The following is a 22113-nucleotide window of genomic DNA, read 5'->3' on the forward strand; positions in this document are numbered from 1 at the left end:
AGATAAAATACTAAGATATGTAAATTAAGTAATAACTGATTAAACTAAGTTGTTAAAAGTGACTATCTTTAGATTAAATTAATAAGAGCTAAACAAATGCAACACTATCTTAATACCATTACATATTACTTCGCATTTTTTTTCTTTCCCTTTGTTGGATTTACACAATCGATTGATTCTATTACTGCTATAAATACTACCGTAAAAGAATCTTCTGGACTCATTCTTATGCAAGATCTGTTAATCACGATGAATGATTCAGGTGGAGATAATGCATTGTATGAACTCGATACGATTACTGGCTCCATCAATCGAAGAATAGTAGTCGAGAATGCTACGAATCACGACTGGGAAGCATTAACTCGAGATGATGATTTTATTTATATTGGAGATTTTGGTAATAACGATGGGAGTCGTACTGACTTAAGGGTATATAAAGTCTCCATTGTTGATTATTTATCGACAACGAATGACTCTGTGAGTGCCCAGATAATAACATTTGATTATGAGGACCAAACTGATTTCACACCGCTCAACATGCAAACAAATTTTGATGCAGAAGCTATGGTGTCTATTGGTGATAGTTTATATATATTTTCAAAAAATTGGTTGGATAGAAAGACGAAGATTTATAGTTTAAGTAAATCACCTGGAGATTATACAATTTCATTTTTGAAGGAATTGAATGTGAATTTTTTGGTGACTGATGCAACGTATAATCCTCATTTTAATTCCGTTATATTAATTGGTTATTGGGCAGGTGGGAATTATATGGCAGAGTTAGGTGGAATATTATTGCCAACACATCCATTCGGCAATGTTTCTTTATCCACGAATTTGATTACTAAGCCAGTAAATTCAATTTTACAACTCGAAGGAATTACGTATAAAGCACCTAATTTGTATTGGGTTACATGTGAGAATGGAAACGGACAAGTGGCACAACTCTTCGAAATGTTCTATCAGCCGATATCAGTTGGACTCAAAAATCATCATCAAACCGATTTTAAAACGTTTTATAATCGATTTGAAAAAACAATAAATGTCGTAGGAACGTATGATTCCGGGCTTATTTATGATGTAAACGGAAAATTCATCCGAAAAATTACTGGATCAGTAGAATCCGTGGAAGATTTGATGCAAGGAATTTATCTTTTTAGGTTTCTTATCTATGGAAATGAGGTTATAAAAAAGATTGCTATTTGGTAAATTTTATGATAACAATCCTGGTTCAGCGTTATCATCTTCCTTTTTATGAGCCAGATTTCCTAAATTTTGAGGTAGTGGCACAAACTCTTCATTATCCAATTGTGGTAAAATAATTCTTCCCTGCTCCCAATCTGCTTTTGCTTGTTCAATACGGTCCTTGCGAGATGAAACAAAATTCCAATAAATATAGCGATGCCCCAATGGTTCTCCTCCTAACATCATAAAAGTTGCAGTGTCATGAGTTGTTATAATAGGAGATTCAACTTTTGAGAATACTACCATCTGTCCTGGCTGATAGGTTTGTTGTCCTATTTGAATACTTCCATTTACCACATAAATTGCACGCTCGGAGTAGTTATCAGGAATACCAATTTGCGCTCCTTTCTCCAGTTGTACATGAAGATAAAATAAAGGAGAATAAGTTTTTACCTTACTTTTTAGACCAAATGCTTCTCCTGCAATTAGACGTATCCATACACCTTTATCTGTATGTGTTGGTAGTGCTTCAGTCTTGTAATTTTCAAATTCAGGTGTAATTTCTTCTTTTTCTTCAGGTAGAGCTACCCAAGATTGCAACATTTCTAGGTGTTTCCCAGCTAATGAATTTTGTTGTTCAAAACGTTCAGAATGGGAGATACCGCTACCTGCTGTCATCCAATTGACTTCTCCTGGTTTGATTATTTGTTGCACCCCCAAACTATCTCTATGCGTAACTTCACCACCTAAAAGATAAGTGACAGTTGCTAACCCAATATGTGGATGTGGAAGTACATCCATTGCTGAAATAGTTGTAGGATTAATTTCTATAGGTCCAGCGTGATCCAAAAAGATAAAGGGTCCAACCATCCTGCGTTGACGAAAAGGCAAGATTCTACGAACGACTAATCCTGTACTAATCGACGCTTCTCTTGCTTGAATAATAATCTCTGGCATAACTTCTTTTGATAATGAATATACAAAACAATGCAATATAACGTTTGTTTAAGATATAATTAGTTAGATTGGAATACTTTTTGAAAATTAAAAACATACTTTGAACACGAAAAATGTTATTTTTGAACCTTTAAAAATTAAAACTATGCGTATTTTATATACTTTCATTTTGGCTACTTTAGTAGTAAGTTCAGTATTTGCTAAAGAAAAACCAAAGAAATTACCTGCAGGACTTTATGCCGAAATTAATACGAATAAGGGACAAATTCTGATTCATCTATTGGATGACAAAGCTCCCATGACAGTTGCTAACTTTGTTGGCTTGGCAGAAGGGAATTTAAATGTGTTGGGTAAGCAAATCACCAAACCGTATTACGATGGAGTTACTTTCCACCGTGTAATTAAAGATTTTATGATTCAAGGAGGAGATCCTACTGCCACAGGAGGGGGAGACCCTGGATATAAATTCTATGATGAAGCGGATAATGGTGTTATTCATGAAAGAGGAGTGTTATCTATGGCGAATGCTGGACCCAATACAAATGGTAGTCAATTTTTTATTACACATGTAGAAACTCCTTGGCTAAACGGAAAACATACTGTTTTTGGAAAAGTATTAGAAGGAATGGATGTTGTGGATGCAATTCAGCAAGGAGATACCATGAAAACTGTAAAAATTATCCGTATTGGGAAGGTATATAAAAAATATAATGCTTCTGAAACGTTTAAAATAGCTTATGATAAAATTAATGATGTAGTAGAGAAAGAAAAACTGGAGCAAATCAAATTACAGGCACAGAATGAAGCTCGTTTAGCTGAAGCAAAGGCTAAAACACCAGAAGAGTATAAAGATTATTTCTATAAAACTGTCAAAACATTAGAGCCTAATGCTGTACAGACAGAGTCTGGTTTGGTTTATGTCATTCGTGAACAAGGAACAGGAGAACATCCAAAACAAGGAGATAAAGTTAGTTTACATTACAATGGAACCTTGTTGTTTGGAGGTAAATTTGATTCCTCTTACGACAGAAATCAGCCATTGGAATTTGATTATTTGGTGATGGGATTAATCTCGGGATTCAATGAAGGAGTAGGCTTAAGCAATCAAGGAATGAAGATAGATTTATATATTCCTTATTATTTAGGATATGGTTCAACTGGTCGTCCTCCTGTAATACCAGAATTTGCAGACTTAATTTTCAGCATTGAAATCCTTAATATAGAAGGAAAATAATGAAGTACTTTTCGATTTTAGTAACCTTTCTTCTTGTGGGTATAGGAATAGCTTCCGCCCAAGAGAAAGAGATTCAAGTTTTGGATAATCAAACCAAGAATCCTATTTCTTTTACTAAGGTATTTGATGGAGTCTCTTCTCCTAGTATTGCTGACATCGATGGTAAAATCAAACTAGAAATTGTAAGCTCAAGGAATTATTCATTCCGTTTCTTTATGTATAAAGATACGGTAATCAGAGGTGTAGATTTAGTGCGTATGCGTAAAGTCTTTTTATCTCCAGAAGCACAGGTATTAGATGAAGTGGAAATTAGACCGGGAGTTAATCCTGCTCATCGAATTATCCAGCAGGTGATGAATAATCAGCGGGAGAATGATCCACTTCAAAACAATTCTTTTGAGTATAATTCCTATTCAAAATTATATCTAACAGGAGAATTAGAGCAGAATGTAGATAGAGATACAATAACGGATTCATCTACCCTTAAAGCCCTTAATTTTTTAGATAAACAATACATTTTCTTGACAGAAACACGGGCTACACGTACTTTTAATCCTCCGAACTACGACAAGGAGGTAATTACTGCCTACAATGTTTCAGGAATTAAAGAACCCATGTTTGCTACATTCCTGAATCAGTTTCAATCATTCTCATTTTACGACAATAATTTTACTTTAGGAAATAGTGAATATATAAACCCGATAGCGCCGGGTGGACTCAGAAGATATTTATTTATTCTGGAAGATACTATTTTTCATCATGGGACTTCAGATACTACTTATACCATTAGTTTTCGTCCGCGAAAAGGAAAGAATTTTGAAGGCTTAAAAGGATATCTTTATATCAATACTAAAAATTGGGCCATTGAAAAGGTTATTGCTTCTCCTTATTCCTCTAAAGAAGATAACTCAGGGTTTGAGGTGAAAGTTATCCAAGAATATAAATTCACGAATGGACTCAAATGGTTTCCCGAAAAGATAAGTACTGAATTTAATTTTGGAAATGCTATCTCCATTAATGGCATGGATGGTATTGGTAGAGGTTCTATGTATATCTCAGATGTGCAATTTGATGGTGTTTCTAAAAAAGGATTTAATCCCGTTTCAGTACAAGTAGCACCTACAGCCTTGGCTGATTCAACAAAACTTGCTGAAGTAAGGGGAAATACCGCCACAGGAAAAGAAGAGAAAACATATCAAGTAATTGACAGTGTAGCTCAAGAGAATAACTTCCAACGTTTATATAATATTCTCAAAATTGCATCTACAGGTAAGATTCCAATTAAGGTGGTTAGTTTACCTATCGACCGTATCATTCGTTACAATGACCAAGAAGGATTTCGTTTTGGATTAGGTGTTGAAACTAATATGATGCTTAGTCGTATCTTCCAAGTAGGCGGGTATTTTGCGTATGGAATTCGTGATAAACAGTGGAAATGGGGTGGAGATTTGTCGTTCACTTTTGAGCAATCACGTTTGGTACAATTGAAATTGCATTATAGCGATGATTTACGTGAACGAGGAGGAACAGATTTATATGATAACTCGTTTAACCTTTTATCGGTAGATTCCTATCGCGAATTTTTTCTCAATAAGATGGATAGAGAGCGTTATGCAGGAATTAGTGTAGGAGCTTATATCAAACAAAATATTCGAGTACAAATTTTTGGAAACTATAAACGCTTTAGTTTTGTAGATAATTACAGATATAATCCGCTGTTTACTAACGGAGGAACCAATGATAAATTTGATATTGCTGAAGTGGGAACGGTTATTAATTGGAATATCCGTGAACGTGTGATGATATTAGATGATCAGCGTGTTTCATTAGGCACAAAGTGGCCAAAAATCACTTTTGAATTTGCGAAAGGAATCAAAGGACTAGCACTAGCTAATTATGATTATTACCGTTTCCAATTAAATATAATACAAGATTTTAAGATACGTGGTTTTGGAAATTTAAGTTTAACCACCCAAAATGGTATGACTTTAGGAAACGTGCCACTTAATTTGAGTCAGGTATTACAAGGAACAGGAAGAAATTATACATTATCTGTTCCTAACACCTTCCAAACTATGGTGCCTGCTGAATTCTTTAGTGATAGGTTTACTTCCTTATTCATGCAGTTTAGTTTTTTACCAATTAAGAATAAGACCAAGTGGACAGAGCCTTTATTTGTTATCCAAAGCGCTGCTGGAGTGGGAGATATGAAAAACAGAACAGATCATACGGGCTTTGATTTTAAAACCCCTGATAAAGGCTTTTATGAATCTGGATTAACGATAGACAATCTGTTAAAATCTAATTTTGTAGGACTTGGAATAGGTGTCTTTTATCGTTATGGACCTTATGCCTCTATATACGAAAAGAACAATTTCTTTTATAAGTTTACAATACGCTTTAGCTTATTTGGAAATTAAAAACTGAAGTTCATTTGAAAAAATAATGTGCAAAATAAAAACATCCGCCTAAGCGGATGATTTTTATGATAAGGCGATTGGGTGGAATAGTATCTTTATTGCTTCTATCATAATCACAATGACAGATGGTAGCACATTATTTCAGTGTTCAAAGTTAATTCATGCATTTTATACAAAAAATACCCTCACTAGGGTATTTTCTGGTTTTGCGGCTTGTTTTCTATTAACTTGAGTTCGATTATTAAGTAGGAAGTTACCTGAAATTCGCAATAAACTCTTGTATTGCCATAAAAAAAATGTACTTTAGTATTTAATTCATTTTTACTTTTCTATTTATATGGATATGATTTTTGTTTCATGTATCTTGTTTGTTAGCAAATTCACAATGATGTTATGATGAAAGAATCTTTTATTGATATCAAGAAAGAATGGCGTATTATTTCCCAAGATAGAGTTCCTTTATCTACTGAGAAATTAGCGGCAGAACTTGCCTTTTATAGAAAAATGCTTTCTGTTGTTGCGATAGGAGAATCTTATTATCTTATCTTTCTTCCGGGGAATCATTCAATTGAATATGTCTCTAATAATATAACGACTTTATTAGGCTATCAGCCTAATGAATTTGATATTGAGCTCTTTTTAGACAGCATACACCCACAGGACCTGCCTAATTTTCTTAAGTTTGAGAAAAAGGTTGTAGATTTCAAACGTAGTCTTCCTCCTGAGAAGATAATGAGCTATAAAACACAATATAATTATCGAATAAGAAAGAAAGATGGAAGCTATATCTCAATTCTACAGCAATCTCTTACTATTCAAACAGATGAAAAAGGTGCAGTTATAAGAAATCTAGTTATACATACAGATATTTCTTCATTTAATCCATCTACAAGAATGACTTTATCTTTTATAGGCTTAGAAGGTGAACCATCCTATAAGAATGTAATAGAAGATGCGAGTATTTTACCTAAACTATTGTTTACTCCAAGAGAAAGAGAGATTTTAGGACTTATTTATCAAAATAATAGTACAACAGAAATTGCAAATAAGCTTTTCATAAGCCCTTTGACAGTTAGAACCCATTTAAAGAGCATCCATAAAAAGGCAAAAACGCATAGTTTGATTGAATTATTTATTAAAGTAAAAGAAGAAGGTTGGTTCTAGTGGCTTAAATTTAAAACCTAACAAATGCTAAGGATGATTAATTTTAACCCATTTTGCATTTAGAATCTCTTTTGTAAATAATTCCTATTTCTTATATCTTTATAAATTCAATACAACCCATAATTGGAGAAATTATTGATTTTATTCGTTTTTATAAATGTACAATGTGTTAATTTTACTATTTTTATAAAAACAAACTTTAATTATATTATGAAAATAACATATTACGGGCATTCTGCATTAGGGTTAGAAATAGGTAACACACACATTATTGTTGATCCATTTATTTCTGCCAATCCTGCTGCTAATTTGGTTGATTTAGATAACCTTAAAGCAGATTATATTTTATTGACACATGCACACTACGACCACATATACGATGTAGAACGTATAGTGAATAGAACCAAAGCAAAAATTATTGCTAATCATGAAATTGTTACTTGGTATAACACACACAAACAGTATGAAGGGATAGCCATGAACCAAGGTGGAAGTATGAATTTTGATTTTGGAGTACTGAAAGCGGTAACAGCTATACATTCTTCTTCCTTTCCTGATGGTTCATACGGTGGAAACCCACTTGGCTTCATAGTAAGAGCAGATGGGAAATCAATCTATATTGCAGGAGATACTGCTTTAACTATGGATATGAAGATTATTCCTATGTTTGATAAGTTAGATTTGGCTATTTTACCTATGGGAAGTGTATTTACTATGGATGTTGAAGAGGCAGTTGTTGCATCGGAATGGATTGAGTGCAATTCTATTATGGGAGTACATTACGATACAATGCCTCTTATCGCTATTGATCATGATAGTTCTAAGCAGAAATTTGCAGAGAAAGGTAAGAAATTGACTTTATTGAATATAGGAGAATCTATTCAAATGTAAGTCATATACTTTTAGAACATTTTTAGTACAATCCATAGCGAAGTTACGGATACAAATATCCATAGCATAACTCCTAATAGGAAAGGCTTTATTCCAGTTTCTTTAATGTCTTTCACGGAAAGTGTACTTCCAATTAATAATAAAGTAACAATCAGTAATTTATGTGACACCAATGTGATTGAGGAGGTCAATTGTTCGGGCAAAGAAAAATATGAATTAATAAAAATTGCTGCAATAAAGAGTAGAATAAACCATGGAAATTTTATTTTCCCTTCTTTACTCTTAAAAAGAAGCATAGATAAAAGAGATACAGGAATAATCCATAAAGTTCGAGCTAACTTAACTGTTGTGGCTATCCTCAAGGCTTCTTGTCCATAATCTAAAGCAGCACCAACTACAGAACTGGTATCGTGAATGGCTACTGCAGCCCATAATCCAAATTGCTTTTGACTTAATTCAAAGAAATGACCAATAGGCGGAAAGAAAAATAAAGCAATGGCATTTAAAAAGAATACCACTCCAAGAGCTATAGAAATATCCTTAGCAGTTGCTTTAATTACAGAGGATACCGCAGCAATTGCACTTCCACCGCAGATGGAAGTTCCGGAAGAAATCAAATATCCTAACTTTGTATCTAATTTTAAAAGTTTAGTGAGTAAATAACCTAAAATTAGTATTGAGAAAATGGTAAAAACGGTTAGTTCAAAACCATCTTTTCCTGCTTTAACCGTTTCTTCTAAATACATTCCAAACCCTAAACCGACTACAGCAATTTTTAGAGACCACTGAATTAATTTTGTTTTTATTGCTTCAAAATAATTCCCGAAGAAAAGAGTGACGAAAAAACCTGAAATTAAAGCACCGGCACTGTTTAATATTCCCAAAATAGCAGCCACTAGAAGAAGCAGATAAAGGATGATTATACTATTTTTCTTGGATAAAATCATGATTATTAACCTCTATAATACGTATATGTTTCTCAGGTGAAGACTTGTAAGTACTCAAAAACACCTTTTTATCTTGACTGTAACTTTGGGTAAAAGAAATAACTCTAGTTTGTTTTAATTTGTAATTCATATAATTATAAAGTTCAAAACTAAATAAAACTCGTTATACATTTACCATAAAACGTAGATTATTGCATTAGAACACGTCACTCCTTTAACTGTTGGGATGATAATACAGAGAGAGGGCAAAACAGTTAACTTTGCCCATCAATAGTGACTTCTCTCACAATTCTTCTTACGTATGACTCAAGTGATTTTTTATGAGGATTGTTCATTTAAACTATAAAATAAAACCATCCCGAAGGATGGTTTTACTATTGTGTTATGATTAAACACTACTACTATTTTTTCACAAATTTTGAAACTTTGCCTAACTCAGATTTTATTACATACACACCCGGAGTTAATGACTTGACATCAAGAGTCTCAACTCCCGAATGAATAATTGTGGATAGGATTATTTTTCCTGTTACATCATACAAAGTGATGGTTGAAGTAACATCTGATGCGATAAATAACTTATCCTGTACCGGATTTGGATAAATATTCCATTTGTTTGTCATTACTTCGTCCATTCCAAGTGTTTCGACGTGGATGCAATCTGATTGTTCGGAACATGAACCTTCGGTAATGATTACTGCGTAATCACCGGTTTGTGTTGGTTCAAATACTTGATTGATGGCCCCAGCGATCGGCTCGTTATTGTTGTTACAATCTATCCATTGATAAGTTGCTCCATTTTGATTTGCAGTTAGCACATTTCCGGCTACGGAAACTGTTTTGTCTATATTTGGAATGGTAAGATTTAGCGTAACAATTGAATCACAACCGTTTGCTGCCCCATTTCTAATTGTAAAGGTTGCCGTTGTGTTACTTTCTGAATATTTTTTCTATCACCTAATGATTTGGTTTCTTCTACTGTATCTTTGGTTGTATGATATCTTCGGCATCATGGTTGGTTAAATGAACCTTTGTTGTAAATGTAAAATCCCATTGGGCTTTTAATCCCGAAATAGAACACCAATTCTTCACGATGCCAAAGATGTCACACGTTTATAGAAAAATAATGCGCCATTCCTACAACTACACGCCACACTGAGTGAGCTTGCAATGATTTTGCCGAAGTGAAGTTGTTGAACAGTTTACAGTAAATAAATTAGTGTAAACTAAATTTCAGAAATCACTTCAAAACCTTTGTAGCTTCCCGTAACCGCTAATCCGTAAATTTTCTTAGCCAAGCCCGCTGCCTTAATTTTTAAGGCAATTTCATTAATGGTGGCGCCACTTCCTATTGCATCATCAAAAATCAATACATTATTATATGATTTATTTTCGGAACCTATATAAAAAGTTTTATTTGCGTTTTCAATTCGTTCAGCCAACTTAGATAGTGCTTTTTGGGGAATAACAATGTTGTTCCTGATTTTCTGCACTTTAATCTGAGGCAAGGTTATCCCCAAGTTTTTCTCAAAATAATCCATAATCTGAACAGTTCTTTTTATGGTAGGAGGAACATAAACAATGGCATCTATTTGATGTTCATCAATAAAATTTGCCATTCGGTATTTAATCTCAGAAACAATCATCTTCATGAGCGATTTATTTTGTCCTTGCTTCGCATAATGCATTAACGTACCAAGACGAGTTTTTCCGAAACGTTCAATGGCATAAAAATCAAAGTAGTACAAATAGTCAACACCTATCTCTTTGATTCCTTTCGTATGTTGCAATTTTTGCAAACCATTGATGAAACCACTTTTATTAAAATAACTAAGGTATTTTTTTCGGGTTTCGATATATTCTCCTACGGTTTTGTTAAAATCCAATCCTTGAATAGCACACCAATACTGCATAGCTTCTACACCCCACAATAAATTTCCAATTGCCTGTACAAGTATCAGATGTTCCGACAAAAACCGCTCATCTTCAACGCTTATTTTAGGCAATTCAAAAACACTCCTTTTATCAGCAATGCGATAAAAAACGTGTGGAATTTTACCATTCTTTTCCACCAAACCTTTTTCAATAAGCCTATCCAATAATTTATGAATGTATTGACGAGAAAAACCCAGTAAGTTTGTCAGTTCTTCAACTGTACTCATCTCCTTTTTTTGCAAAAATTTTACTATTTTATCCTCTGATTTCATACAACTATTTTTACAAAGATAACAAATTAGTTTACACTAAACAGTTTACTGTAAACAAAAATAAATAGATGACTATCTTTTAACCCTGTTTCTACTGCATAATTTGGGATAAACATAAAATCCTTTCGGGATAAAAAAATAAAACCATCCCGAAGGATGGTTTTACTATTGTGTTATGATTAAACACTACTACTATTTTTTCACAAATTTTGAAACATTACCTAAATTGGATTTTATAACATATACACCCGGAGTTAATGAATTGACATCAAGAGTCTCAACTCCCGAATGAATAATTGTGGATAGGATTATTTTTCCTGTTACATCATACAAAGTGATGGTTGAAGTAACATCTGATGCGATAAATAACTTATCCTGTACCGGATTTGGATAAATATTCCATTTGTTTGTCATTACTTCGTCCATTCCAAGTGTTTCGACGTGGATGCAATCTGATTGTTCGGAACATGAACCTTTGGTAATGATTACTGCGTAATCACCGGTTTGTGTTGGTTCAAATACTTGATTGATGGCCCCAGCGATCGGCTCGTTATTGTTGTTACAATCTATCCATTGATAAGTTGCTCCATTTTGATTTGCAGTTAGCACATTTCCGGCTACGGAAACTGTTTTGTCTATATTTGGAATGGTAAGATTTAGCGTAACAATTGAATCACAACCACTTGTTGCTCCTCCAATGATTGTAAAGGTTGCCGTTGTGTTACTCTCAGAATACGTGATGCCATCTATCCACGTAAATGAAGCACAAGCTGTTTGTACATCTACACCTATTGTAGAAGAACAAGCAGCTTCATAAGCACCCAAGTCTATAGCTACTCCATATTGTCTGGAGTGCCCTGATAAATCTCTACTATTGGTATTTAATCCTGTAAATAACGCATTACTACCTGCATCAATAGCTGGTGAAGTACCGTTTAGTGTATAATTACCATTAGTAGCATCTGTAAACACTTGACTCTCTGTAATCCCGATAGCAGAAATGCTATTAGGTAGGGCATCGTTTTCTACTAACGAATAGTGTGCAGATAGTTGGTCAAATTGATTGCTTATACCTCCATAAATAATACCGTTGTTTACTGTAACCGAGAAGTTAGCTAATGGGTATGCGTTCTCGGCATACATTGCCGAATTGTTTCCAGCAATGGTTACATTAGTCATTGTAGCATTACCTTCTCCCATAAAATACGCCCCAACTCCTGTGTTTTGGGTAATTGCTACATTGGTAATCGTGGAGGAATTATTCTCATTATAAATACCAGAAACAGAATTATTAGAAATCAATAAATTAGACAATGTTGGAGAAGTATTTTTATTCACGATACATCCCTGATCGGAAGTTCCGGCAGCATTGGTCAATTCAAAGCCATCTAACTTTGCAGAAGCACTTACACCATTGTTGACGTTCCATACGATAGGACGTTCATTTTTTCCATTTAGAATAGAACCCTGACCGCCAATTCCTGGCATAATTCGATTATCTGTTAAATCTGCAATTCCATTATCTGGATCAAAACCACCATAAATTTCCACAGCATCTTTCATCACGAAACTATTCGGTGAAGGTACATCGTAATTGCCGATTGCCACAAACACTTTTTGTGTTCCTGTTGCATTAATCGCCTCTTGTAAATTTTCCGTTGCATTCGCCCATGAAGAACCATCGCCTTTTCCTGTTGCTACCGTTTTTACATACGAAATTCCGTTTTGGTCATGCGTAATGAAAAACTCATACGCTCCTAAATCAATAGCTGTTCCATTTAATCGAGCATTTCCTGCAAGATCTTTGCTATTTGTATTCAATCCTACAAATAATACATTGCTTCCAGTATTTACAGCAGGAGAAGTACCTTTAAGTGTAAAATCTCCACTGGTTATATCGGTGAAAATATCTGTTGCACTGGCTCCATTAGCGGAAATATTGTTTGGAATAGCATCGTTTTCAATAAGAGAATATTGAGCAGAGGCCTGAGATAGTGGATTAACGACAGTACCAAAGATAATACTATTCTTTACAAGCACAGAAAAATCTGCTTGTGCATCAGTATTGGAAGCATAAAGCGCATTGCTTGTGTTTTCTGCAATAGTAACGTTACTTAATACAGCATTTCCGATACCGTCAAAATGAACACCTTCACCTGTATTGTTTGTGATGCTAACATTGGTTAGTAGAGAAGAGGAATTTGTACCGTAGATTCCAGTAATTGCATTTTCTTTAATGAGTAAATTTGTCAATGTTGGAGAAGCATTAAAGTTGAAAATACAACCTCTATTACTAGGTCCAGTAGCATTTGTCAATGTAAATCCATCCAATTTTGCAGAATTGGTTACACCGTTGTTAAAGTTCCATATGATAGGTCGCTCGTTTTTACCGTCTAATACAGATCCTTGCCCTCCAATCCCTGGCAGGATTCGATTATGGGTTAATTCTGTAATCCCATTATCTGGATCAAAACCACCGTATATTTCAACTCCATCCTTCATGACGAAACTGTTAGGAGATGGAACATCATAATTTCCAATAGCAACAAATACTTGCTGAGTTCCTGGAGCATCAATAGCACCTTGTAAATCTGCCATGGCATTTGCCCAAGAAGAACCATTTCCTAAACCAGTAGGATTAGTCTTTACATAGGCAATATTCGATACACTTGGTGTAAATACAAATTCTATTGCTCCCATATCAATGCTTGAACCAATAACTCTCGGATTACCTTCCAAATCTTTTGAATTGCCATTTAATCCTGGAAATAATGAATTGCTACCAGCATTTACAGTAGGAGATGTTCCTTTGAGTGTATAATTTCCAGCGGAAGCATTGTTAAAGATGTTATTAATGGAATAACCTGTTGTATTAATGTTTCCATTCGTAGTGGTGATGTTTCCTTCAATAAACGAATAGAAAGAAGTAAATGAGCCAGAGCCGGTCATTGCTCCAAAAACAATGGAATTATTTATTGTACCGGTTGATCCACTTGTTAAAGCAAAAACATTAACAGGTGCGCCCACATTTATTTGTGTATTGTTTGCTACGGTTACATTGTTCAACGTAATTTGGTCGGATGAACCTGCTAATTGAAGAAGATTCGTTCCGAAATTGCCATAGATTTTAGCATTGGTAATTGTGGTTGAAGAGCCGTTGCTATAAAGCGTAGAGCCGTTTGTACAAGAATTGTTGTAGAAAGTAATTGTATTAAATGTTGGGTTACTTCCTGCTTCATTGTAGATAGCTCCACCACGATATGTTGCTGTATTCACGGTGGTTAAACCTCCTGTGATGGATGGAGAAGAATTGTTAACATTGGCCATTGCTCCACCTGCACCTGTTGTACCTTCTGCATTGTTTCCGGTAAAAGAGACATTAATTAATGTTGGCGAAGCGTTTTGGTTGAACATTCCAGCCCCCATTTCATCTGTTACTTTACCTTGGTAAATAGAAACATTATCTAAGATGGCAGTATTATTAAGTGCCGTTGTATTTAAGAAATCGTTGTTCACCACTCTGTTTGCATTGTTACCATTTAAGATGGTTCCAAAATAACGAGGACTGGATAAATCTTCATTTCCATTTATAGGTTGGAAACCACCATAGATTTCAACATTATTCTTCATTCTAAAACCTGTAGTTGGTGCGATGTAATTTCCGGTAGCTACAAATACTTTTTGCGTTCCATTTGCATCTATCGCACCTTGTAAGTCGCTGGTGGCATTTGCCCAACTGTCTCCGTTTCCATTTCCGGTGGCGGTTGGTTTTACATAGATAACACCATTAGCATTAGCTTGAAGGAAATTGCTTTCATAAGGTCCTAAGTCGATGATTCCACCATTTCCAAATAGGTGCACACGAGCATTGCCTGCTAAGTCGGTAGAAGATGCAGAGAGCCCGGGGAACAAAGCATTGCTTCCCGCATCAATGGCTGGAGCACCAACTTTAAGTGTTAAATCGCCATTACTTGGGTCTGTAAACATTGTGGAAGGAGAAACGGATGTGGTGTTGGCATATAATTGTGAAAATTGTTGGGTTGTTGTACCTCCTGTTGAGTTAGAGATTAACCCGTAAATGATGGAATTATTCACTTTTACTGTTGCACCATCAATCGATTTAATGGCAGGGACACAACCTGCAGGGGCACTACTCGGAGTGAAAACAGAAACATTATTAAGTGTAGTAATACCCGTGCCACCACCATTATTAGTTGCAGAAATTGTGTATAATGTAGCATTTGCTGTAGCATAAAACAAAGCATTCGTCAGTGTCGGCGAGCAGCCATTTAAGGTTGCAAGAGCAGAACCAAAATTTGTATTTGTTGCCGTGTTTCCTTTAAAGATAACATTTGTGATGGATGGATTCGAATTATTCTTAACCAACATTCCACCTCCACCGTCATTCGTTGTATTTGAAAGAAATTGAATATTTGTCATTACAGGGGAGGAGTTAGTTAAACCCATTCCACCACCACCATTGGTTGCTGTATTCTCTCTAATAACAATATTGCGAAGTGTTGGGGAAGCATATTCTAAGGAAATTCCACCTCCATAGCCTACAATGGAACGATTTCCATTAGCTACTGTAAAACCATCTAAAATGGCTGTCGCATACATGGGGTTACCAGAAGTATATTCATTGCGAATCACCGAAATTTGATTTTGTCCGTTTAATACGGATCTATTTACGGTAGCAGAAGGCAAAATTCGATTGTGAATAAGCGAAGTGATTCCATTGTCAGGGTCAAAACCACCGTAAATTTCTAGATTGTTACGCATAACGAAACTACCTGGGAACGGTGCATTAAAATTACCTATGGCAACAAATACTTTTGTTCCATTTGGGGCATCTATTGCTCCTTGTAAGTTGGCAGTAGCGTTTGCCCAACTATCTCCCGTACCTGTCCCGGTTGATGTTGGTTTAACATACGTAATCCCGTTACCATCTGGAAGAATACAAAATTCGTATGCACCACAGTCAATAGTTCCTCCATTGTTAAATTGGAAAACGCGAGGATTACCTGCAAGATCTTTCGTGTTAGCAGTTAGTCCAGGATATTCTGTATTACTTCCTGTATTGATAGCAGGAGAGTTGTAACGCAAAGCATAATTACTATTTGCATAATCTACAAATACAGCTGTTGGAGGAACTGTTGTTAAATTGCCATATTGCAGACTGTACTGAACATTCGGAGAACCTGGATTAGGTTGTGAACCATCATAAAGAATAGAGTTTCGTACATTTATGTTACCACTCATATCTACTGTAACTGCAGGTATTAAGGCACTTGTTAATGTATTAATGTTTAATATAGTTACATTGTATAAATGAGTTATACCACCACCTATCGAATAAACAGCACTTGTAGCAGAAGTGTTTTCGACCATCAAAGAATTAATGAGTGTTGGAGAAGAATTATTACTATACATAAGATAGTTGGCATTTCCTTTAAAAACTACATTGGTTAAAATCGGCGCACTTGTATTCACATTGTGGAAAGTACCTTGATTAGCGGCACACGAATTATTTAAGAGAAGTACATCAAAAAATTCAGGTGAAGCATTGTCGTTATACACTGCTCCTCCTGCACTTCCATTGGCATTATTGTTACGAATCACTATGTTTCTGAAAGTTGGAGACGCATTCCTGTTGTAAATCCCAGCACCGTTATTACCCGAATTTGTAAGCCCGTTTTTAATCGTAACTCCATCTAAAATAGCTGAGGTTGTTAAAGCAGGAATAAGATTGAAATCATTATTAATGACTCTATGTGTTCCTTGTCCGCTCCAAACTGTTCCTTCTGTTGTTGAAGTAGGTAAAATTCTATTTTGTGATAAATTCACAATTCCATTATCTGGATCAAATCCGCCATACATTTCTACATTATTTCTCATCGTAAATCCGGTCATAGGTGCATTATATGTACCAACCGACATGAAAACTTTGTTTCCTGAGCCTGCATAGAACATAATTCCGGAAATATCATTGGTTGCATTTGCCCAACTATTTCCCGAACCATCTCCCGAAGGCGTAGGTTTTACATAAAAGATGCCATTTGCGTCAGGCGTTTGTGCTATTGCTGAAGAACAAAATAACACGACAATCCATGTCTTTATCAATTTGCTCAACAAGACATGCTTATTCAATCTTTTCATCATACAGTTTTGTTTTTTTAAATTCAGAACAAATGTAGATGCAGCGAATATTTTCTTGTCTCAATCAGGCGTAACAAAAGCGTAACAAAAATATTATATAACGAATTTAATAATGTAATATATTGCTAAACAATATTTTATAAATAACAAATAAATATTGAAATTATCCATTTCGCATTTAAAAGAACTAATAAATCCTTGAATAAGTTAACCTACTAATTCGTTAAAATTGAATGTCGATTCCAACTTTACAATTCTAAATAGGCAAGGATTAGCTAAATCTTATCGATTAATGATTGTGGAGTATCATCGATATTGCCATTCATTTTCTTTCGCACTCTATTCCATGTTACTCGAATTGCGCTATTAGAGATACCTAATGTGTAAGCCATTTCCTTGTGTGATAAATTTAATAGACTCAGCATAAGATAGCGACACTCAGCTTCAGTAATAGTGGGGAATTTATCCTTTAGTTTTGTAATAAAATTCGGATAAATCTTTTCAAAGCTATATTTAAATGAGATCCAGTCGTCATCCGTTAGTATTTTAGTAGATTTCAAATTGGAAATAGTTTCTTGAGAGGGATGATTATCGTTTTGTTCGTAAGATTGAAAATTTTTAAATTGATTTTGTAATTTCTCATTAATAGCTATTTGATCCTCAATTCTTATGATAAACTGATTGATTTTAAATTGTGCTTCTTTTAAATCATTTTCTATTCTTAATTTCTCAATAATGATTTGTTGTTTCTTTCTCTTATTAATCAGATGCCGAAGTAAAATAAATATAGTAAGTAAAATGATGATTATTATTAATAAATAAAGTTGATTGATTCGTTTCTGATTTTGAAGTCCAAACTGGGTCTCTTTCAGTAATTGATTGTGCCTGTCAATTTTTTGTTGTGCTTTTAATAACTGAATTACATTAAATTCATCTTGTTTGTGATTGATTGCAAAAGTTGTTGAGTCTATATAAATTGATGCTAATTCTCTATCTCCAAATTGTGCTTGCCATTTACTCATAATTGGAAACCACTCAGTTAGACGTTCGGATTGTTTAGATAAGGTAATAAACTTTCGGGATTCGTTTAAATGTATATTAGCAATTTCAGCATTTCTTTTGATTAAGAATATGTCGCTTAGAAGAATGCCAGCCCCAGCAGCCGTACCATAATCATGTATCTGTTTTGACTGTTCTAAATCAAATTCCAGCAAAGGTACAGCACTATCATATTTTTGTTGAAGATAAAAATTTGCCCCTAAATTTCCCTTAGCGATATGTTCCCATTCATTTAATGATTTCTGGTATGGAGTACGTAGGATTTGATAAAAATAGTTATTTGATTTGGCATAATTACCTTGTTTTTTGGTAACACAATCCTAAGGTATTGCGTGCTGCATTCATGAACATGATATTTGAATCATCTTCAGGTAATTCAAGTATCCGGTTTAAGTAATATTCGGCTTGTTTATAATCTCTAAAAACATAATAAGATTGTCCTATCATATTTAAATCTCTATGTTTTTCGGGATAATCCGTATAAGATATTGTTCCGATTTCCTTACCTAATAAGATATATTGCTCAAATGCTAACTCATAATTTCTTATTTTTGACCAATAGTAGTCAGCCAATACACGAATTGCTCTAATTCTTATTGGTTTTAATTGATATGTATTAGCTTCATTTATGATTTTGATTAAAGATGAAACACAGTCACTTGAGCACTTATCTCTATATTCGATAGTATAATAAATTGAGAATAGATTTATTTCTAATTCTAAGGATTTATCATTATTAGATTTAGCAAATTGTTTTATTTTATTAATATTTTGATTAATCTTAGAGGTATCTTTTATGGCAATTAGATTTGTATACATATTTTGTAAGTTATGTATATTCTCGGCATAAGATTTATGTAATAGATGCTGATATTGCCCATTTGAATATAGTGTAATAAGAAGGCAAAAGAAGGTAAAGCAGAGTTGTTTTTTTGAATGGTAAAGTATCGACATATCCCAACTCATGTTAATAGTGTTATTAAACTATCTAAAATAAAATAATTCATATATTAGGACAAATTTATAAAATTAAGCCATTGCAATATAAAAAATCTTATAAATCGCAGCAACCCTATTTATAAGTAGTTCTCGGGGTGGTAACGCCCTTTCCTTAAAAGTATGAATTAAGGTTTCAAAATAAATAAACAATTATTTTGTCACTATTTAGAGATAGAGTTTAAACTACTAAGTCTATCTTTGCCTTTCATGTGGCGAGATAATCTCAATATCATTTCTAAGTTAAACTTTCATAGATTCCGAAATCTTGGTCTGTTGTATTACTCCTACTTTTTGGCTAAACATTTTAAGAAGACGAATGCTATTGGTTTACCATACGCTGCAAGCATTGAGCCTACAACGGCTTGTAATTTAGCTTGCCCAGAATGTCCAAGCGGATTAAAACAATTTACACGCCCCACGGGGAAATTGTCTTTAGAATTACATGAGAGAATGTTAGATGAATTGGGAAAGCAATTATTTTATATCAATTATTATTTTCAAGGTGAACCATTCTTACATCCCCAGTTTTTAGAGTTGATTAAAGCGGCTAAGAAGCATAAAATATATACAGCTACTTCTACCAATGCACATTTTATTACCCCCCAGAAAGCAACAGAAATTGTGACTTCGGGTTTGGACCGCCTAATTATTTCTATTGATGGAGTAACCCAAGGTATTTATGAACAATACCGTAGAAATGGAACGTTGAGTAAAGTTTTGGAGGGAGCTAAAAATATGGTTGAAGCAAAGCACAAGCTAAAAAGCTATACGCCACATCTTATTTTTCAATTCTTGGTTGTTGGGGCTAATGAACATCAAGTAGATGATGTGTTCAAACTCGGTAAAGAAATGGGTATCGATGAAGTGAGGTTAAAAACAGCGCAATTTTATGACTATGGGCATGGTAATCCACTCATGCCTAAAAATGAAAAGTACGCACGTTATAAACGCATGAAAGATGGTACCTATAAAATTAAGAATCCCCTAAATAATGAGTGTTGGCGTATGTGGTCTTCAACAGTGCTAACTTGGGACGGAAAGGTGGTGCCTTGCTGTTTTGATAAAGATGCCAAACATGTGTTAGGTGATGTGTCCAAGACTCCTTTTAAAAAATTATGGCAACATCGTGCTTATCAAAACTTTAGAAGGCTCGTTTTTACAGATAGAGCAAATATTGATATTTGTAAGAATTGTTCTGAGGGAGGGAAAGTGTGGATGTAAATTAATTTGAAATATCTAAATTTATTAGCTACATGCTGTAGTTAGAATTATTTACCTTATCTTTATATTTAAAATTAAATATTAAATATGCTTATGAGACTATTTTCTACCTTATTTATGATCCTTTCTGCAGGATTTTTATTTTCTCAGGTTTGTACTATTGATTATGGTAATAACGCTCCGGGTACTTATCCTGGAACATTGCCGAATGGTTTTGTCGGACAATCCTATGGACAAGATCTAACACTCGTTTTTCCAGCCGATACCAATGGTGTAGATTTCACTTCTTTTAGGTTAACTTCCATTGAATTGCCTTTAGGATTATCATGGTATTGTCTAGATGAATCAAATGGTTGTGAAGTGAACCCGCAACAAGATCCTTTTACTTGTGTACGCGTATATGGTACGCCTGCTCAAAATGGAACTTATACTGTAAATGTAATTTCCCACGCTGAGCTATCTGATGGAAATGTCATGGAGTATTCCTTTCAAGTAGGATTGGATATTAATGAACCAACAGGTATGTCATCAGGACTGAATCCGTTGTTTAGCTATACCCCTTCACAAGGGTGTGAAACAGCTACTGTTAATTTTACAATTTTAAATCCATTAAATATTCCAGCTATACCGGGGCAAACAGCAGGTATAACACATTCTTGGGATTTTGGTAATGGGAATACTTCAAGTAGTGCAACTCCTCCAACTCAGCAGTATTTAGCTCCTGGAAACTATACCGTTATTTATAATCAAACGATTGATACAGTTGGTTTTTATTTAAAGAAAGTTGTACTAAACAGTGTTGCTTGTTCAGATGCAGTAGGTTTTGGAAATCCAGATATTTATATTGAGATTTTAGATGGTAGTAATAATAAGGTATATAGTACTGAATCTACCCCAACAGATGCAGATTTACCTATCACATTTAATATGAATCTATTGATGAATAATCCTCCATACAAGATAAATGTTTTGGATGATGACTCTGATAACTGGTGGGGTACAGCAGATGATAATTGTGTAGATAATGCAGAAAATGATTATCCTGTACCAATCTATTTACCAAGCGTAAGTTCAGTGGGAGCTGTTACTCAAACTGGAAATGCTGGTGGACTTAGTTTTACTTATAATATTAATAAATATGTGGAGGACAAAGGTGCTACTGCTACAATAAAAGTATATGCGAATCCTGCTGCTCCTATTATTGATGATTCTAATGCACCAACTAGTATTAGCACGGATGATTTAGGATATGTTTACCATTGGAATACAGATGGAGTAAGAGTATTTAAGTACAGAGGTACTGAAATTAATCCTCATGAAACTGGAAATTATACCGTTACAGCAGTTGATAATCATGGATGTTATTCTACTTCTGATTATGTATTTTTGGATTACACTGGGTTGGCAGAAGAAAATATAAATACATTTACTATGTATCCTAACCCAACTGATGCTATGGTGAACATTCAATTTTCTGAAGTAGTGAATCAAGGTGTAATTTATGTGGTTGATTTATCTGGTAGAATTGTAATGCAAGAAAATATTCAGGCAGCAAGTAATATTTCCCTAGATGTTACGACTTTGAGAAGTGGTATGTACAATGTGATACTTACCGATTCAAATGGAAAGGCTTCTTTTGAAAAATTGATTATTCAGTAGTAAATTATATA

14 protein-coding genes are annotated in these 22113 nt (G+C 34.3%); 7 read left to right on the forward strand and 7 right to left on the reverse strand.

Translation table 11 applies throughout. The features are described from left to right. Positions 1-96: 96 nt before the first annotated feature. The gene (locus M9897_01920; GenBank protein MCO5267634.1) at positions 97-1209 is read left to right on the forward strand and encodes a hypothetical protein; all 1113 of its coding nucleotides are present in this window, start codon (positions 97-99) and stop codon (positions 1207-1209) included. A gap of 3 nt (positions 1210-1212) precedes the next feature. Here M9897_01920 and M9897_01925 read toward each other — a convergent pair whose 3' ends face one another. Continuing rightward, positions 1213-2142, reverse strand: a complete 930-nt coding sequence (locus M9897_01925) for a pirin family protein (GenBank protein ID MCO5267635.1) — start codon at positions 2140-2142, stop codon at positions 1213-1215. Between the two features lie 145 nt (positions 2143-2287). Between M9897_01925 and M9897_01930 the strand changes: the two genes are divergently transcribed. From M9897_01930 to M9897_01945, 4 genes are all read left to right on the forward strand, one after another. Continuing rightward, positions 2288-3376 carry a peptidylprolyl isomerase gene (locus M9897_01930; GenBank protein ID MCO5267636.1) on the forward strand — a complete coding sequence of 363 codons (1089 nt, stop codon included), beginning with the start codon at positions 2288-2290 and terminating at the stop codon, positions 3374-3376. Then, positions 3376-5796: a DUF5686 family protein gene (locus tag M9897_01935; protein MCO5267637.1), complete on the forward strand. Its 2421-nt coding sequence runs from the start codon at positions 3376-3378 to the stop codon at positions 5794-5796. Before M9897_01930 ends, M9897_01935 begins: the two co-directional genes overlap by 1 nt. Before the next feature lie 393 nt (positions 5797-6189). Further along, on the forward strand, positions 6190-6960 hold the full coding sequence (locus tag M9897_01940) for a LuxR C-terminal-related transcriptional regulator (protein MCO5267638.1): 771 nt from the start codon (positions 6190-6192) through the stop codon (positions 6958-6960). Between the two features lie 210 nt (positions 6961-7170). Next, positions 7171-7851 carry a metal-dependent hydrolase gene (locus M9897_01945; protein ID MCO5267639.1) on the forward strand — a complete coding sequence of 227 codons (681 nt, stop codon included), beginning with the start codon at positions 7171-7173 and terminating at the stop codon, positions 7849-7851. Positions 7852-7862: 11 nt separating this feature from the next. Here M9897_01945 and M9897_01950 read toward each other — a convergent pair whose 3' ends face one another. The 6 genes from M9897_01950 to M9897_01975 form a co-directional block, all read right to left on the reverse strand. Then, on the reverse strand, positions 7863-8798 hold the full coding sequence (locus M9897_01950) for a putative sulfate exporter family transporter (GenBank protein ID MCO5267640.1): 936 nt from the start codon (positions 8796-8798) through the stop codon (positions 7863-7865). Positions 8799-9199: 401 nt separating this feature from the next. Continuing rightward, on the reverse strand, positions 9200-9616 hold the full coding sequence (locus M9897_01955) for a T9SS type A sorting domain-containing protein (protein ID MCO5267641.1): 417 nt from the start codon (positions 9614-9616) through the stop codon (positions 9200-9202). 408 nt (positions 9617-10024) lie between these two features. After that, positions 10025-11005 carry a hypothetical protein gene (locus M9897_01960; GenBank protein ID MCO5267642.1) on the reverse strand — a complete coding sequence of 327 codons (981 nt, stop codon included), beginning with the start codon at positions 11003-11005 and terminating at the stop codon, positions 10025-10027. 192 nt (positions 11006-11197) lie between these two features. Continuing rightward, the gene (locus M9897_01965; protein MCO5267643.1) at positions 11198-17167 is read right to left on the reverse strand and encodes a hypothetical protein; all 5970 of its coding nucleotides are present in this window, start codon (positions 17165-17167) and stop codon (positions 11198-11200) included. Between the two features lie 272 nt (positions 17168-17439). Then, a complete protein-coding gene (locus M9897_01970; protein ID MCO5267644.1) occupies positions 17440-18378 on the reverse strand; it encodes a hypothetical protein in 939 nt (312 codons plus the stop codon). Between the two features lie 139 nt (positions 18379-18517). Beyond that, positions 18518-19042 (reverse strand): hypothetical protein, encoded by a 525-nt coding sequence (locus tag M9897_01975; GenBank protein ID MCO5267645.1) that lies wholly within the window; start codon positions 19040-19042, stop codon positions 18518-18520. 471 nt (positions 19043-19513) lie between these two features. Between M9897_01975 and M9897_01980 the strand changes: the two genes are divergently transcribed. Together M9897_01980 and M9897_01985 are read left to right on the forward strand one after the other, a co-directional pair. Then, entirely contained in the window at positions 19514-20443 is a 930-nt protein-coding gene (locus tag M9897_01980) for an SPASM domain-containing protein (protein ID MCO5267646.1), read from the forward strand. A gap of 93 nt (positions 20444-20536) precedes the next feature. Continuing rightward, a complete protein-coding gene (locus tag M9897_01985; GenBank protein MCO5267647.1) occupies positions 20537-22102 on the forward strand; it encodes a T9SS type A sorting domain-containing protein in 1566 nt (521 codons plus the stop codon). Positions 22103-22113 lie beyond the last annotated feature (11 nt).

Source organism: Brumimicrobium sp. (assembly GCA_023957385.1).
Lineage (GTDB): Bacteria > Bacteroidota > Bacteroidia > Flavobacteriales_D > Crocinitomicaceae > Brumimicrobium.